The organism is Bradyrhizobium sp. 23 (assembly GCF_023073295.1).
GTDB classification, from domain to species: domain Bacteria; phylum Pseudomonadota; class Alphaproteobacteria; order Rhizobiales; family Xanthobacteraceae; genus Bradyrhizobium; species Bradyrhizobium canariense_D.
This window is the reverse complement of record NZ_JADPJF010000148.1, coordinates 363,668-379,153: the sequence shown is the minus strand read 5'-3', so window position 1 is coordinate 379,153 and position 15,486 is coordinate 363,668. Positions and strand designations below refer to the sequence as shown.

The 15,486-nt window shown below is 63.7% G+C and carries 11 protein-coding genes; 5 read left to right on the top strand and 6 right to left on the bottom strand.

Going from position 1 to position 15,486, the window contains the following annotated elements; translation table 11 throughout:
- The 3 genes from IVB32_RS35075 to IVB32_RS35065 all read left to right on the top strand — a co-directional run.
- A partial coding sequence (locus IVB32_RS35075; RefSeq protein ID WP_247412872.1) for a hypothetical protein occupies positions 1–487 on the top strand: 487 nt, incomplete at its 5' end.
- A gap of 51 nt (positions 488–538) precedes the next feature.
- Positions 539–1,501, top strand: coding sequence for an amidohydrolase family protein (locus IVB32_RS35070; protein ID WP_018456897.1), 963 nt, complete (start codon positions 539–541; stop codon positions 1,499–1,501).
- Positions 1,502–1,758: 257 nt separating this feature from the next.
- Positions 1,759–2,328, top strand: a complete 570-nt coding sequence (locus IVB32_RS35065) for a LysE family transporter (protein WP_231188709.1) — start codon at positions 1,759–1,761, stop codon at positions 2,326–2,328.
- 9 nt (positions 2,329–2,337) lie between these two features.
- On the opposite strand, the gene IVB32_RS35060 is transcribed toward IVB32_RS35065, so the two are convergent.
- From IVB32_RS35060 to IVB32_RS35050, 3 genes are all read right to left on the bottom strand, one after another.
- Positions 2,338–5,454 carry a CusA/CzcA family heavy metal efflux RND transporter gene (locus IVB32_RS35060; RefSeq protein ID WP_018456899.1) on the bottom strand — a complete coding sequence of 1,039 codons (3,117 nt, stop codon included), beginning with the start codon at positions 5,452–5,454 and terminating at the stop codon, positions 2,338–2,340.
- Between the two features lie 38 nt (positions 5,455–5,492).
- Positions 5,493–6,737: an efflux RND transporter periplasmic adaptor subunit gene (locus IVB32_RS35055; protein ID WP_018456900.1), complete on the bottom strand. Its 1,245-nt coding sequence runs from the start codon at positions 6,735–6,737 to the stop codon at positions 5,493–5,495.
- Positions 6,738–6,882: 145 nt separating this feature from the next.
- Positions 6,883–8,295, bottom strand: coding sequence for a CoA transferase (locus IVB32_RS35050; RefSeq protein WP_018456901.1), 1,413 nt, complete (start codon positions 8,293–8,295; stop codon positions 6,883–6,885).
- A gap of 54 nt (positions 8,296–8,349) precedes the next feature.
- On the opposite strand from IVB32_RS35050, the gene IVB32_RS35045 reads away from it, so the two are divergent.
- Complete coding sequence (locus tag IVB32_RS35045; protein WP_007593600.1) at positions 8,350–8,637, top strand: hypothetical protein; 288 nt, start codon at positions 8,350–8,352, stop codon at positions 8,635–8,637.
- Between the two features lie 176 nt (positions 8,638–8,813).
- Positions 8,814–9,584, top strand: a complete 771-nt coding sequence (locus tag IVB32_RS35040) for an SDR family oxidoreductase (RefSeq protein WP_018456902.1) — start codon at positions 8,814–8,816, stop codon at positions 9,582–9,584.
- A 115-nt stretch (positions 9,585–9,699) separates the two neighbouring features.
- Here the strand turns inward: IVB32_RS35040 and IVB32_RS35035 are convergent, their stop codons facing one another.
- From IVB32_RS35035 to IVB32_RS35025, 3 genes are read right to left on the bottom strand one after another with little or no spacing between them, the layout of a single operon-like run.
- On the bottom strand, positions 9,700–13,068 hold the full coding sequence (locus IVB32_RS35035; RefSeq protein ID WP_018456903.1) for an error-prone DNA polymerase: 3,369 nt from the start codon (positions 13,066–13,068) through the stop codon (positions 9,700–9,702).
- A complete protein-coding gene (locus IVB32_RS35030; RefSeq protein ID WP_018456904.1) occupies positions 13,065–14,657 on the bottom strand; it encodes a DNA polymerase Y family protein in 1,593 nt (530 codons plus the stop codon). The genes IVB32_RS35035 and IVB32_RS35030 overlap by 4 nt, the downstream gene beginning before the upstream one ends.
- Positions 14,554–15,342 (bottom strand): DNA replication/repair protein, encoded by a 789-nt coding sequence (locus IVB32_RS35025; protein ID WP_018456905.1) that lies wholly within the window; start codon positions 15,340–15,342, stop codon positions 14,554–14,556. The genes IVB32_RS35030 and IVB32_RS35025 overlap by 104 nt, the downstream gene beginning before the upstream one ends.
- Positions 15,343–15,486: the final 144 nt, after the last annotated feature.

Sequence of the window (15,486 nt, the reverse complement as noted above, 5' to 3'; positions counted from 1 at the left end):
GAGCCGGCTTGCGCTGCCGCATCACGACAGCGATGATTATTTCTGGCTGCCGACGGCGCCGCCCTACCAGACCACGCGCCCCGCTGCCGAGCGTCTGCGCCTGATGCGCGAGATGTTTCTGCCGCGGCTCGATTGGGTGCTGAGCGGAACGGTCACCGGCTGGGGCGACGAGTTCATCCCATTCTTCGATCTCGTCGTCTTTGTGACGACGCCGCGCGAGCTTCGCTTGCAGCGCCTGCGTGACCGCGAGGCTACGCATTTCGGAGCGGATGCCGTCGCACAGGGCGGCTGGCGTCATGAGGAGGCGGAGTCGTTCGTCGACTGGGCCTCGCACTACGAAGCCGGCGATCGCGAGGGTCGCAGTCTCGCAAGAGATGAGGCGTGGCTCGCGAAGCTGCCCTGCCCGGTCGTGCGCGTCGACGGCTCACGCCTGCTTGCGGACCTCGTCGAGCAGCTATGCAGCGAAGCGCAGCGGCTGCCGGGCTGATGTGATACTGTCACGATGCCACTGCCAAATAATAATACAGGGAGAGAAACCATGCTCAGCCGACGCAGCGTCCTGCTTGCCTCCCTTGCCGCCGGAGTTGCCATGTCGAACAAAGCCCACGCACGTGCCGCGCAGCCCGCCACTCCGGTCAATTTCGACGTCCCGGCCCATGCCTGCGACTGTCACACCCACATCCATGGCGATGTCGAAAAATTTCCGTTCTTCGCGGGCCGCGTCTACACGCCGGAACCGGCTTCGCCGGAGGAGATGGCCGCGCTGCACAAGGCGCTGCATATCGAGCGCGTGGTGATCGTGACGCCGAGCGTCTACGGCACCGACAACTCGTCGACGCTGTTCGGCATGAAAGCGCGTGGCGCGGCCGCGCGCGGGGTGGCCGTGATCGACGACAAAACGACCGAGGCCCAGCTTGACACGATGCAGGCAGACGGCTTTCGCGGTGTCCGCCTCAATCTCGCGACCGGCGGCGTCAACGACCCCAATGTCGGCCGGCCGCGCTTCACCGCCGCAGTCGAGCGCATGAAGGCGCGCGGTTGGCACGTGCAGCTCTACACGACGCTTCCCATGATCTCGGCGATCAAGGACCTCGTCGAGACGGCGCCAGTACCCGTTGTATTCGACCATTTCGGCGGCCTTGAGGCCTCGCTTGGGCTGGAGCAGCCGGGATTTTCCGACCTGGTCGCGCTGGTGAAATCCGGCAAGGCCTATGTCAAGATTTCCGGCGCCTATCGCTCCTCGAAGCTCGCGCCCGATTATCAGGACATGGTGCCCTATGCCCGCGCACTGATCGCGGCGAATGCGGACCGCATCGTCTGGGGCACGGACTGGCCGCATCCGGATTCGAGCCGTGTCGAGGGACGCAAAGCCACCGACATCGCGCCGCTCTACCAGATCGACGACGGCCGCCTGCTCAACCAGCTTCCGGTGTGGGCGCCGGATGCAGATGTGCGCAAGAAGATCCTGGTCGACAACCCGGCGCAACTCTACGGGTTCTGAGTCGCGCCAAGCGCAATTCGGTTCAACGACCGCGACACGGTTCCACAATGAGGCGTGGAACTGTTGTCGCGAAGGCACAAACTCGTTGGACTCACACGAACGTGTTTGTGCTCTCGTCCGTTTCTCACCCTTCTGGTTGAGGCGGCGATTCTTTTTCGGGGCTACGCACACGCACAGATTTCATTTGTTCGTGCGGGTGCATGCCTTTATCGCATTATCTTGCCGCGCTTTTTTCCGGCATTGGAATTGGTTTCACCGTGGCCGCCCCCATCGGACCGATGGGCATGCTGTGCATACAGCGCACATTGGCATCCGGCATGGCCACGGGCCTCGCAACCGGCTTCGGCGCCGCGACCGTGCATCTCACCTACAGCGCTCTCGCGGTTTTAGGACTGGGCTCGCTGGCACAGCCCCGGGTCGAGGCCAATGCCGCCGGCTTCGGCACCGTCTCGGCGCTCACGCTGCTGTGGTTCGCGATCCGGACCCATCGCGGCTCGGTCGCGCTCCAGACGACCGACGTCGTCGACAACGTGCATCTGGCGCGGGCCTATCTCAGCGCCATCGCGCTTGGGTTCACCAATCCGCTGACCGTCATCCTGTTTCTGGCTGCGCTGCACGCCTTTTCAATGCAGACCGCGGCAGCCCCGCTGATCGCCGGTGTCTTCGTCGGTTCCGCGATCTGGTGGACCGTGCTCAGCACGATCGTGGCAATGGCGCGGTCACGGCTGACGCCGCGCATGCTGTCGATGAGCAGTCGGTTGGCCAGCTTGATGCTGCTGGGCCTCGGCACCATGATGCTGGTGCGGATCGCGCAGCGGATGCTGTGATTGGCGGCGTCAGCGTGCGCGGCGGGAGAAGAAGGAGATCAACACCGGCAGCGTCACCAGGATCACGATAGGGGCGAGCATCATGCCTGTCACCACGACGACCGCAAGCGGCTTCTGCACCTGCGAGCCGATGCCTTCCGACAGCGCGGCCGGCAACAGGCCGATGCCGGCGACGACGCAGGTCATCAGCACCGGCCGAAGCTGCAATTCGCCGGTGCGTATCACCGCGGTCATGCGGTCCATGCCCTCTTCGATGAGTTGGTTGAACTGCGACAGGATGATGATGCCGTCCATCACGGCGATGCCGAACAGCGCGATGAAGCCGATCGCCGCCGAGACACTGAAGGCGGTACCTGTGATCAAGAGACCGAGCACGCCGCCGAAGATGGCCATCGGAATCACGCTCATGGCGAGCAGCGTGTCGGTCATCGAGCCGAAATTGAACCAGAGCAGGACGCCGATCAGCGCCAGCGAGATCGGCACCACGATCGACAATCGCCGGATCGCGTCCTGGAGATTGCCGAATTCGCCGACCCAGTCCATGTGCGCGCCGGGCGGCAGTTGCACCTGAGCGGCGATCTTCTGCTGCGCCTCGCGGATGGCGCTGCCGAGGTCGCGTTCACGTACCGAGAACTTGATCGGCAGATAGCGCTCCTGCTGCTCGCGATAAATGTAGGCCGCACCCGAGACGAGGCTGATGGTGGCGACCTCGCTCAGGGGGATCTGCGTGACGGTGCCGTTCGGTCCGGGCGCACCGATCCGCAAATTCTGGATCGCCTCGGCGCTCCTGCGGAATTCCGGCGCAAGACGAACGATGATCGGGAAGTGGCGGTCGCTTCCTGCCTCGTAGATGTCACCGGCGGTGTCGCCGCCGATCGCGACCTTGATGGTGGCGTTGATGTCGCCCGGCGCGAGGCCATAGCGCGCGGCCTTGGCACGGTTGATATCGATCTGGATGGTCGGCTGCCCCAGTGAGGTGAACACGGCAAGGTCGGTGACGCCCTGCACGGTTGATAGCACCGACTTGATCTTGTTGGCGGTGTCGGTCAGCGCCTGGAGATCGCTGCCGAACAGCTTGATCGAGTTCTCGCCCTTCACGCCGGAAACGGCTTCGGAGACATTGTCCTGGAGATATTGCGAGAAGTTGAACTCGACGCCGGGGAAGCGATCGTCAAGCTGCTTGAGCAGTTGCGCGGTCAACTCTTCCTTGTCGCGGGTGCCGGGCCATTGGCTGGCGGGCTTGAGGGGCGCGAAGAACTCGGCGTTGAAGAAGCCGGCGGCGTCGGTGCCGTCATCGGGGCGGCCGTGCTGCGACACCACGGATTCCACTTCAGGCCGCGCGCGGATCACCTTGCGCATTTCGTTGACGTAGGAGTTGCCTTCCTGAAGCGAGATGGTCGGCGGCAGCGTGGCGCGGATCCAGAGATTGCCCTCCTCCAGCTTCGGCAGGAATTCGAGGCCAAGCAAGCGGCTGAGCGCAACCGTCATCAGTACGAGGCCGAACGCGCCACCGAGCATGATGCCGCGGTTGGCGACCGCCCAATGCAGCACCGGCATGTAGATCCGATGCAGGATCAGCATCACCCTGGTCTCGGTCTCATGAACATGCGCCGGCAGAATGATCGCCGACAGCGCAGGAGTGACGGTGAACGTCGCAAGCAGACCGCCGGCCAGCGCGTAGGCATAGGTCCGGGCCATCGGTCCGAAGATGTTGCCCTCGACGCCGGAGAGCGTGAACAGCGGCAGGAAGGCCGCGATGATGATGGCCGCGGCGAAGAAGATCGAACGAGAGACATCGGCCGCCGCGCTGAGAATGGCGTGGCTTTTCATGCCGAACAGCGTCTCGGACGACATCTGCTCGGATTCCGACATCGGCGTCGTCTGCGTCAGGCGCCGGAAGATCGCCTCCACCATGATGACGGTGGCATCGACGATCAGGCCGAAATCGATCGCGCCGACCGACAACAGGTTCGCCGATTCCCCCCGTAGCACCAGGATGATCACCGCGAAGAACAGCGCGAACGGAATGGTGGCGCCGACGATCAGCGCACTGCGGAGATCGCCGAGGAATATCCACTGCAGCAACACGATCAGCAGAATTCCGATCACCATGTTGTGGAGCACAGTGTGGGTCGTGAGGTCGATCAGGTCGCCGCGGTCATAGATGCGCTCGATGCGCACGCCGGGCGGCAGGATGCTGGAGTCGTTGATGGTTTGAACGAGTTGGTGGACGCGCTTGATGGTTGGCGAGCTCTGCTCGCCGCGGCGCATCAGGACGATGCCTTGCACGATGTCGTCGGACTCATCGAGGCCGGCGATGCCGAGACGGGGCTTCTGGCCGACGGTGACGGTGGCGACGTCCTTGACCAGCACCGGATTGCCGTTGGTCTGCGAGACCATGGTGTTGGCGAGGTCGTCGATCGAGCGGATCAGGCCGACGCCGCGCACCACGGCCGATTGCTGACCGATATTGACGGTGTTGCCGCCGACATTGACGTTGGAATTGCCGACCGCCTGGAGCAATTGCGGCAGCGTCAGGCCGTTGGCGACCAGCTTGTTGAAGTCGACCTGGAGCTCGTAGGTCTTGCTCTTGCCGCCCCATCCGGTGACGTCGATCACGCCGGGCACGGCACGGAAGCGCCGCTGGAGGATCCAGTCCTGGATGGTCTTGAGGTCGAGCACGCTGTAGTTCGGCGGGCCGACGAGACGGTAGCGGAAGATTTCGCCAATTGGACTGAGCGGCGAGATCTGCGGCTGCACATTGCCGGGCAGCGGCGCGAGCTGCGCCAGGCGGTTCAACACCTGCTGCAATGCCTCGTCATAGGTGTAAGCGAACGAGAACTGCAGTTTGACGTCGGAGAGGCCGTAGAGCGAGATGGTGCGAATGGTCGTCACGTTCTTCAGACCCGCGACCTGGGTCTCGATCGGAATCGTGATGTAGCGCTCGATCTCCTCCGCCGACAGGCCCGGGCTCTGCGTCACGATGTCGACCATCGGCGGGGTCGGATCCGGATAAGCCTCGATGTTGAGCTGGTTGAACGCAATCAGGCCGCCGATGAGCACGGCGACGAACATCCCGACCATCAGGAAGCGCCGGTTGACGGCAAGGGCGACGAGGCGATCCATTCAGGTCTTCAGCTTGTCTTTTTTTCCCGGCCCGTCGATCAGCTGCCGGACGCCGCGCGGTCGATGAACAGGCTGCCTTTGGTGACCACCTGCTCGCCGGGCTTCAGATTGCTGGTGACCTCGACGAGATTGCCATTGATGAGACCGATCTTGATCTCCCGCAGCTCGACCGACTTGTCCTCGCGTGCCACCCAGAGCCGGACCTTGTCGGCTTCGTAGATCAAGGCCTGCTTCGGTACCGCCGGCGCGGCGCGGTCGCCGGACGAATAGATCGTTACGTTGGCGAACATCTCCGGCTTCAGCAGACCGTCCTTGTTGTCGATGGTGGCGCGGACCAGCAGGCGACGGGTGTTCGGATCGATCGCGGCGGCGACGTAGTTGACCTTGGCGGTCAAGGGACGGCCCGGGAGCGCCATCACGTTGACGGTGATGTCCTGCCCGATGCACACGGCAGCCGCATCGCTCTCGCGCACGAAGGCGGTGAGCCAGACCGTGGAGAGGTCGCCGACGACGAAGACCGGATCGCTGGCGCCCGAATTGACGTACTGGCCGGGGCCAATTTTACGCTGCACGACCGTGCCTGCGATTGGCGAATAGATCGTGACTTCCGGATTGATGACGCCCTTGTCCTGGAACGCCTTGATGGTCTCGTCGGTGAAGCCGAGGATCCGCAGCTTGTTGCGCGCGGCTTCCAGCGCGGTCGCCGAGGAGCGCATGTCGTTCAGCGCTTGAACCTGGGTCGCTTCCGCCTGCTGATAGTCCTTCAGTGGGATGGCATGGCCCTCGTAGAGGTCCTTGGCGCGCTTGAACTGGATATCGGCAAGATCGATCGCCGACTTGGCCTTGTTCTGCGAGCTCATCGCCGCAATGAAATCGTTCTGGGCCTGCACGGTGTCGGCGGCCTCGATCGTGAACAGCGGTTGGCCTTGCTTCAGCACCTCGCCTGGCTTGGCGAGCAGCTTGGTCACCCGGCCTGCATAGGGTGAAAACACCGGCGTCGAACGGTCCTCGTCGACTGCGACCTTGCCCTCGGTGACATACTCGGCGCGGAAGGTCTTGGCCTTGACCGGCTCGATCGTCAGCGTCGCCCATTCGGACGGCGTCGGCGTGAAGTTCTGCGCATTTCTGCGCGATTGGCTGGAGATCTCGGAGTGGCTCTTCTCCTTGGCTCCCGCATAGAGGAAGCCGTAGGCCCCGGCACCGGCAAGAGCTAGTAAAACTACGGATGTAATTACCCGTTGTTTTGTAAGCACCTGCAAACGCTTGGTATTTTCAACTACCATGGGGCCCGGTCATGTCTGCGATGATACCAGCGGATGCCAGCGTCATCGGTCGCGCTAATAGTGCCGAATTGTGATTTCAAACAACCTAAAAAACGCCGGCCGCCTTTCGGTTTGCGTTAAAAATTTGCGACACGTCAGCTTCACGTCAGTTTGTCACCGGCCACTCTGCCGGATGACTGCCGAGCGGCATCGCCGGACGGCTCCATTGCGCAGGCGTCTTCGACAGCAGCGCTGAATGGCGCACCGCCTTCAACGTGCCAAAGCCAGATGGCATGCTCTCGATGAATGCAGCGTGTACGGCCTCGCCCGTAATATCCGGGGTATTCAGGCCCTTTTCGAGCCGTCCGAGATTCCACAGCCAGCGCCCGGTCTGCGCCAGCGACACGCGCACGTGCCAGCTGCCGCCTTCGCGGGCCTGGCGGGCCTTGGCCATCATCGCGCCGAACGCCATCAGATAGCCGGTGGCGTGGTCGAGCATCTGCGCCGGCAATTCCTTCGGTCCATCGATGCCGGCAGCCTGTCCTTCGGCATGGTTGAACCCGGTCGTGGTCTGCACCAGCGAATCGAAGCCGCGCCGTTCAGCCCAGGGACCGGCATGGCCATAGGCTGACAGCGTTAGGTAGACGATGCCGGGGTTGATTGTCGCTGCGTCCTCCGGCGTGAAGCCGAGAGCGGCAAGCGCGCGCGGGCGATAGCCTTGCGAGAAGATATCGGCGTCTCTCAAGAGCTCGCGCAACTGCGCACGCCCGGCCTCGCTTTTCAGCTCGATGAAGGTGGTGAGCTTGCCGCGCCCGGTGTCGATGGTCAGCCACGGAATGGCCGGCAGTTCGGGGCCTGACACGAGCAGCACATCCGCGCCATGCGCGGCGAGCGTGCGGCCGGCGACGGGCCCCGCGATGACGCGAGAGAGATCGAGCACGCGCAGGCCTGCGAGCGGGCGATCGCCTTTTGGCAATCGTTGCGGCCATGGCTTCGGCGGGGCCTCGCCGATCTTCTCGATCGAGACCAGCGGCAATTCGGCGAGCGCGCGGGCCTGCGGCAGCGCCGACCATTCGTCGTACGAACGCATCAGGGCAACGACGCCGCCCGCGGCGTAGGTCGCAGTCTCGAAATCCTCGCTCTTCCATTGCATCAATGCGGCCTGCACCTTCTCGCGCTCGGGTTCGCAGCCGAGCACCTTGCAGACGGCGTCGCGATGATGCGGGAAATTGGTGTGGCAGCGGACGAAGCGGTTGTCGCCGGTTCTGTAGACGCCGGCGATGGCGTCCCAAGCGGGCGGCGGCGGCTTGTCGTCGACGCGCAAGTAGCGCTCGGAGCGGCATTCGGCGACGGCATGGCGCAGGTCGACGCTGACGTCCTGCGCTTCGCCGCTGCGCAATCTCCAGATTTCGGCGGCGGCAAGGCCGGCGGCGGCGATCGTTGTCTGGCCGGCAATTGCGACGCGAAATGAGGACGGGATCTGCGGCTCCTCGCCCGTCAGCCGGACGCGCGCGAGCGCGGCGGCGTCACCGCCAGCGGAGGTCCAGATGTTGCTGAGAATCTCGGTGGGGCTTTGCATGACCCTTCTCTCCCTTTAGTTTGCGACCATCGCATTAGCACACAAGGACATGCAATGGCCGCCATCGATCCTCTCACCGCAGGCGCCGTGTTCATCGCAACGGCGGCCACCGACGCGGTCTATGTCATGTTCACCTCGGCCGTGATCGCGCGCAAGCGCGTGCCCGCGGCGAACTGGAGCGCGGTCTGGTACATGCTCTCCTCCTATGCGGTGATCAGCTACACCGAAAACGCTTTCTATGTGGCTTTCGCGGCGATCGGCTCCTGGGCCGGCGCCTACGTCTCACTGACATTCCTGCACCGCCCGCCCGGCGGCCCGCCGGTGGGGGCGGCACCGGAGTGAGGGCCGCTGTTTCCACACGGTCATTGCGAGCGAAGCGAAGCAATCCAGAGTCTTTCCGCGGTGGCAGTCTGGATTGCTTCGTCGCAAGAGCTCCTCGCAATGACGATGTGGAGGCTTTTGGGCATCTCTCGAAACAGCTACACTAGCTGCGACCAACAAAAAAGGAAAACCAACCAATGGATCTCGGTCTCAAAGGCAAGAACGCCATCGTACTTGGCGGGACGCGCGGCATCGGGCGGGCGATTGCGGCGACGCTGGCCGGCGAAGGCAGCAATGTCGCGGTGTGTGCACGCAACGCGGACCAGGTTGCCGCCACGGTTACGGAGTTGAAGGCCAGCGGGATCCGCGCGACCGGCGGTCCGGTGGATGTCACGGACGGCGCGGCACTGAAATCCTGGATCGAGAATGCTGCAAAGGAGCTTGGCGGCATCGACATGCTGTTCTCTAACGCGGGCGCAATGGCACAAGGCCATGATGCCGCGTCGTGGGAGCAGAATTTTCGACTCGACCTGCTCGGCGCCGTGCACGCGTTCGACGCCGCGCGGCCGTTCCTCGAGGCTAGTGGCGACAAGGGTGGCGACGCCGCCTTCGTGATCATCTCATCGATCTCCGCGGCGCAAGCGGACACGGCGAGTTCCTACGGCCCGATCAAGGCTGCGTTGATCCACATGGCCAAGGGGCTGGCACGGCAGTACGCGAAGAAGAAGATCCGCGTCAACGTGGTCTCGCCAGGCACGGTCTATTTCAAGGGCGGCGTCTGGAATACGATCGAGCATAACATGCCCGAGCGCTACAATGATGCGATGAAGCGTAACCCCACCGGCCGCATGGCGACGCCGCAGGAGATCGCGAGCGCAGCGGTGTTTCTGGCGAGCCCGGTGTCGGGGTTCACCACGGGCTCCAATCTGGTGGTGGACGGCGCGATCTCGAACCGGGTGAATTTTTAGAACAAACTCGTCATTGCGAGCGTAGCGAAGCAAATCCAGTATTTCTCCGCGGTGACAGTCTGGATTGCTTCGCTGCGCTCGCAATGACGGGGCGAGAGGGGCGCGGCCCCCACCCTCAATGAAAATCCCGCGACGGCGGCAGGATGCGGACATTGCGGGGATGACGGATTTTTTGCGCGGGCGCATCCGTGTGGGCGCGGGGGTCGTCGTTGAGCGGTTCGACCACGGTGGCGCCTGCCGGCACCGGATGCTTGCGGCCGAGGGCGTCGTTGGCAAGGCCGACCAGATCGTGCGAACGGTCGATCATCCGCTGGGCGATCAGATGCGTCACCTTTTCGGGACTGCTCTGGATGTAGCCCTCGACCAGGATGAGGCGTGCGCCCATCACCTCCTTCCGGTACTGCTCCATGATCTTCGGCCACACCACGACATTGGCGATGCCGGTTTCGTCCTCCAGTGTCATGAACACGACGCCGCTGGCGCTGCCCGGCCGCTGCCGTACCAGCACGACGCCGGCACAGCGGACACGGCGCCGCTCGTTGTCGTGATTGATGTCCTTGCAGGCGACGATGCGCTCGCGCGTAAACATCTCCCGCAAAAATTCAATCGGATGGCCTTTGAGCGAAAGGCGAATGGTCTGGTAGTCCGCGACCACCTGTTCGGCGCGCGGCATCACCGGCAACGGCCTGGCGTGCTCGTCCGGCTGCTCGCGTGCGGTGGCCACCTCGAACAGCGGCAGCGGCACATCGTCGGGCAGGCGCCGCACCTGCCACAGCGCCTCGCGGCGATCGAGCCCGAGCGAGCGAAACGCGTCGGCATCGGCAAGCAGGATCAGCGCGCGCTTGGGCAGTCCGGTGTCGCGGGCGAAATCTTCCAGCGAGGTGAAGGGCCGGCGGTTGCGCGCGGAGACGATGCGGTCGGCCCAGTCGGGCGCTCTCTCCACACGGTCATTCCGGGACGCGCCTCTTTTCAGCCTTTCCTCATCCTCATCGAGCCAATGAAAACCGTCGATCTGGCGGAAGCCCAGGCGCACGGCGCAATATTTGCTACTTCCTTCTTCCAGCGTGTTCTGCGCAAAACTGTAGGACACATCGATATCGCGCACCTCGACGCCATTCTTGCGAGCGTCGCTGACGATCTGCGCCGGGGCGTAAAAACCCATCGGCTGCGAGTTCAGGAGGCCGCAGCAGAATGCATCAGGGTGATAATGCTTCAGCCATGAGGAGATATAGACAAGCTGCGCGAAGCTTGCGGCATGGCTCTCCGGAAAACCGTAGCTGCCAAAACCCTTGATCTGTTCGAAACAGTTCCTGGCAAAATCAGGCGCATAACCGCGTGCGATCATGTTGCCGATCATCTTGTCTTCGAACTTGCCGATGGTGCCGACATTGCGGAACGTTGCCATCGCACGGCGCAGGCCGTTGGCCTCCTCGGCCGTGAACTTCGCGGCCTCGATCGCGATCCGCATCGCCTGCTCCTGGAACAAGGGCACGCCGAGGGTCTTGTGCAGCACTCTGTAAAGCTCGTCCTTGTCGCCATGCTCCGGTGACGGCGATGGATAGTTCACTTTTTCCAAGCCGTTCCGCCGCCGCAGATAAGGATGCACCATGTCGCCCTGGATCGGACCAGGCCGCACGATCGCGACCTCGATGACGAGATCGTAGAAGGTCCGTGGCTTCAGCCGGGGCAACATGTTCATCTGGGCGCGGCTCTCGACCTGGAACACGCCGAGCGACTCCCCGTCGCACAGCATGTCGTAGACTTTGGAATCATCCTGCGGGACGCTCGCCAGCATCCAGCGTTCGCCCTTGTGCTGCTCGATCAGATCAAAGCACTTGCGGATGCAGGTCAGCATGCCCAGCGCGAGCACGTCGACCTTCATCATGCTGAGTGCGTCGACATCGTCCTTGTCCCATTCGATGAAGGTGCGATCGTCCATCGCGGCATTGCCGATCGGCACATAGGTGTCGAGCCGGTCCTGCGTGAGCACATAGCCGCCGACATGCTGGGACAGATGACGGGGGAATTCGATCAGCTCGGTCGCGAGCTCGACTGCGAGGTTGATCATTGAATTTTGCGGATCGAGGCCGGCCTGCCTGACCTGCATGTCGTTGAGGCCCTTGCCCCAGCTTCCCCAGACGGTGTCGGCAAGGGCCGCGGTGACGTCCTCGGTCAGGCCCAGCGCCTTGCCGACGTCGCGGATGGCGCTGCGCGGGCGATAATGAATGATGGTGGCGATGATCGCAGCGCGATGGCGGCCGTAACGGCGATAGACATATTGCATCACCTCCTCGCGCCGCGAATGCTCGAAATCGACGTCGATGTCGGGCGGCTCCAGCCGCTCCTTGGAGATGAAGCGCTCGAACAGCAGATCGACCTTGGTCGGGTCGACCGAGGTGATGCCGAGCACGTAGCAGACCGCCGAATTCGCCGCCGATCCCCGCCCCTGGCACAAAATGTTCTGGCTGCGGGCGTAATGCACGATGTCGTGCACGGTGAGGAAGTAATGCGCGTATTTCAGATCGGCGATCAGCGCGAGTTCTTTCTTCAGGGTGGCGCGCAGCTTGTCGTCGATCTTGCCGCCGAAATATTTGTCGACACCGGCCCAGGTCAGATCCTCCAGATGCCCCTGCGCGGTCTTCCCCGGTGGCACCGGCTCATCCGGATACTGGTATTTGAGCTGGTCGAGCGAGAAGGTGATCTTGTCCGCAAAGCGCATGGTCTCCGCGATAGCTTCGGGGAAATCGCGGAACAGCCGCGCCATCTCCCTGGGCGTCTTCAGAAATCGCTCGGCATTGGCTTCCAGCTTCCGGCCGACCGCCTCGATCGTGGTCTTTTCCCGGATGCAGGTCAGAACGTCCTGGAGGGGACGGCGCGCGGGGTGGTGATAGAGCACCTCGTTGGTCGCAAGCAGCGGCACTTTTGCTTTTGCGGCGAGATCATCGAGCTGCGCGAGGCGACGGCGATCGTCGCCGCGATAGACCAGACTCGCCGCCAGCCACACGCCCTCGGCGCGACTTGCCTTCAGCTTGGCGAGGATGTCCTGCGCTTGCGCCGCATCGAAGCGATGCGGCAGCGTCAGGATCAGGAGCTGGCCTTCGGAAAACGCAAGGAGATCGGCGAAGGTGAGATGGCATTCGCCCTTCGCGATCCGCGTGATGTCGTCGCCGCGCTTGCCCCGGGTGAGAAGCTGGCACAGCCGGCCATAGGCGGCGCGGTCACACGGATAGACCAGGATATCCGGCGTGCCGTCGATGAAGACGATGCGGGTGCCGATCAGAAGCTTCGGCTTGTGCAGCACCTTGTCATTGTCGAGCTCCTTGTAGGCACGCACCACACCGGCGAGCGTGTTGTGATCGGCAATGCCGATCGCGGGAATGCCCAGGATGCTGGCCTGGTGTACATAGTCGCGCGGATCCGAGCCGCCGCGCAGGAAGGAGAAATTCGTGGTGATGCCGATCTCGGCATAAGCGGGCGTGTTCATGCGAAGAGACCGTGCACATACCAACCGGGAGGAGCGGGCTTGCCGTCGTCGTCGAAGCACTCCCCCTCGTAAAGACCGTCGCGAAAGATCCAGAAGCGTAGGCCTTCGGCATCCTCGATACGAAAATAATCCCGTGTCAGTTGCTTGCCGTCCTGCCGCCACCATTCCATGGCGATGCGCTCGGGGCCCTCCACCCGCACCACCGCATGCTGCGCGCGGCGCCAGGTGAATTGATGCGGCGGCCCGTCGGGCACGGTCGCGAACGGCACATTGATCGGCTCAGGCTTGTCGAACAACCGCAACGGACGCAGCGGCGGCTCACCCTCGGTGCGCGCGGGCCATTCGGCCTGCATGGCCACGGCGAGATGATGCTGGGCAGGCGCCGCCAGCACCGCACATTCAGGGATATGGGTATCCTCAGGCAGGTGCACGACGACGCGCTTTCCGCCGATGCGCGCGGCGATGCGGTCGATCAGCGCGGCAAGCTCGTCATTGTCGTGGACATGGGCGTCGAGATCGCGCTGCTCCTGCACCACGATCTCGGTGCGGCTTGCCGACAGCCGCACCATGTCGAAGCCGAAGCCGGGATCGAGGGGATCGGCGAGTGCATCGAGACGCTCGCGGAACAGCCGGTCGACGACCGCGCTCCGCGTCACGGGACGTCCGGTTTCGACCATGATGGCGCGCACCGCGCCGTCGGTACGGAAGAATGTGGCTTCTAACCGTCGCGCGCCCTTGCCCTGCTTCTCCATCGACGCGATCAGCGTGTCGGCGAGGCGCGACAGCGTCATCGCGATCATGGTGTCGGTCGCGATCGGCTCGGCAAAGCGTTTCTCTACGATGTAATCGGGCAGCGGCTTTCGTGGATTGATCGGCGCATCGCCCTGTCCCAGCGCGTGCGCAAGCAGCGTGGAGAACCGCGCACCGAACCGCGCCGTGATTTCGCTCGGCGTGCGCGAGGCGACATCGCCGATGGTTTTCAGGCCGGCGCGGCGCAGGCCGGTGCTGATGGCCTCACCCGCACCAAGCGCGGACACTGGAAACCGGCTGATTGCCGCCGCCTCCCCGCCATTGGCAACGATGCTACCGGATGCCTGCCGCGTCAGCGTGCGCGCGCAGACCGAGGTGCCGGCGATCGCCGCGCTGACGGCAAAGCCCTGGCGATCGAGGGCACGGACAAGGGTTTGCAACAGCGTAGCCTCGCCGCCGAACAGATGCGCGCAGCCGGTGATGTCGAGGAACAGCCCGTGCGGCGGATCGAGCGCCACCAGCGGCGTGAAGCGGTCGCACCAGTCGGCGATGTCGCCGATCGTCTTGGCATCGGCCACGGCATCGGCATCGAACACCTTTAGATCCGGACACATCGCCCGGGCATTGGCCAAGGGCTGGCCGATATGCAGCCCGAGGCGCTCGGCGGCCTCGTCCAGCGCATGGATCACCAGCGCGTTGCTGTCCTTGGCGACGACGATGCTGGGCTCATTGTTTTTATGCAGTCCGACGTTGCCGAAGAACCGCTGGATCCGGTCGATAGGCAGGCGCGGCAGCCACAGGCTGAGGATACGTCGACGATTCAGAGAACTGGCACTCATCACATTTCCATTCCATGATCCACCGGCCGCACGGGCCATGACGATTGCGCAAGAGCTCGGCATCGAAGCGCGGCGCGCCCCAGGCGCTCCACATCGCGCCCGGCGGCGAATGCGCCGCGCGCAGCATCCATCTGGTCTCCGCGGTCGATGGCAAAGGTTGTGCGGCCATCCGCAGCAGCAAGCCGGTGACACCGGAAGACTGCGCAGCCAGCGTCAGCTTGCGGCTCGCCACAAGATCGAACTGCCTGGTCTCACCCCAGAGCTCGAGCACGACGGCGCCCAGCGCGTCGCAGGCGAGCGCATCGGCCGACGTGCGCAACGCACTCTCCACGTCGGCGGCGCGCACCATCACCATACGGCGCGGATCGAGACCGATCTCGGTGAGCCCGCTCATCGACAGCGCACCGGTTTCAATTTCTGAAAAATCCTGCCGCACCCACAGCAGCGGTTTGCGTGCCGTCATGCGCCCCGCAAGTCCGGTGACAAAGCCGGTCGCGGCCGCGCCCTGACGTCCTTCGCAAAATACCTCGTGGATTGCCGCGCGTGCGAGCCCGCCCTTTAGCGCGCTGTCGGCCTCGCGATGGCCGAGCGCGACACGGTCGCGATGATGCACGACCTCCGCCGTCTCGATGCGCTCGATCTGGCCGCGCAAGGCTGCAAGCGCGCTTGTTCGTGCGCCGCTCATATACGCCGCTCCTCAGGAGTGATTGCCGGTGGCTCTCAAAAAGAGAACCAGCGGCTAGCTCATTTGTTCATGATATGTTCTAATATAAAGCTAACGACGCCCCAGGAGTCAATCGAATTGGCGGGCCTTGGGATTCATGAGCTG